We start from the raw sequence: 770 nt of genomic DNA, 5'->3' as shown, positions 1-770 counted from the left end.
TATGCATAATCAGCTTTCTTTAATTTTTGAGCCATAAATATCCAAGCTATTAACGAAAACAACAGGACTATAAACACCGTTATGTAACTCGTGTTTCCGTGATAGGTTAACGAACCGTTATTATAATTAACGATTTTCAAGAAAGCAGTAATTGGATAATAGTCTTGCAGGTTTTGTCCAGCTACAAATACGCCAACAAAGCCATAAACAAAGGCAATAACCACGTTGAGATAAGATGAGGCTTGTCGAATAAACAAAATCAAGATTGGTAAGACAGCGATAAGAACCCCCAAGCTAATACCAATTAACTGAATCATTGAGATCAGAAAATGATATATGGGTTCACTTTTATGCGGTAAGAACAGGAACATCAAGTATGTTAAAAACGCATTTAAAGCTGCAAATACTACGTTGATTAGGCATAAAGCAACCAATTTGCTAACATACAATTTATTGACAGAAACGGCGCAAGTAATGTTATTCTTTAGTGCTCCAGATATATGCTCAACATTAATTAAATAGTTACTAAAGATAACAATCATTGCCGGTAAGACTAAACTAAAACTATCCCAAATAACGATATTCATAAAATCAGTGTAATTATAGAGTGAATGTTCATTGCCACTGTATAGTTGAAATATTGAGAGTAGATCAGTAAAGACAAGGGAGATAAAAAATACGAGTAAGACGTCACATCTTTTCAATTTACGAAACTCATTGATAATTAGGGTTCCCATATCTATTCCTCCTCACTTTCAAATAATTTGACT

The 770-nt window shown here is 33.1% G+C and carries 1 protein-coding gene; it reads right to left on the bottom strand.

Annotated elements, in window-relative coordinates:
- A partial coding sequence (locus tag FC82_RS06880) for an ABC transporter permease (RefSeq protein WP_056996576.1) occupies positions 1-737 on the bottom strand: 737 nt, incomplete at its 3' end.
- Positions 738-770: the final 33 nt, after the last annotated feature.

This window comes from Secundilactobacillus collinoides DSM 20515 = JCM 1123 (assembly GCF_001435975.1).
Taxonomy (GTDB): domain Bacteria; phylum Bacillota; class Bacilli; order Lactobacillales; family Lactobacillaceae; genus Secundilactobacillus; species Secundilactobacillus collinoides.
Note: the sequence above shows the minus strand (reverse complement) of the source record. Positions and strands in the feature narration are given on the sequence as shown.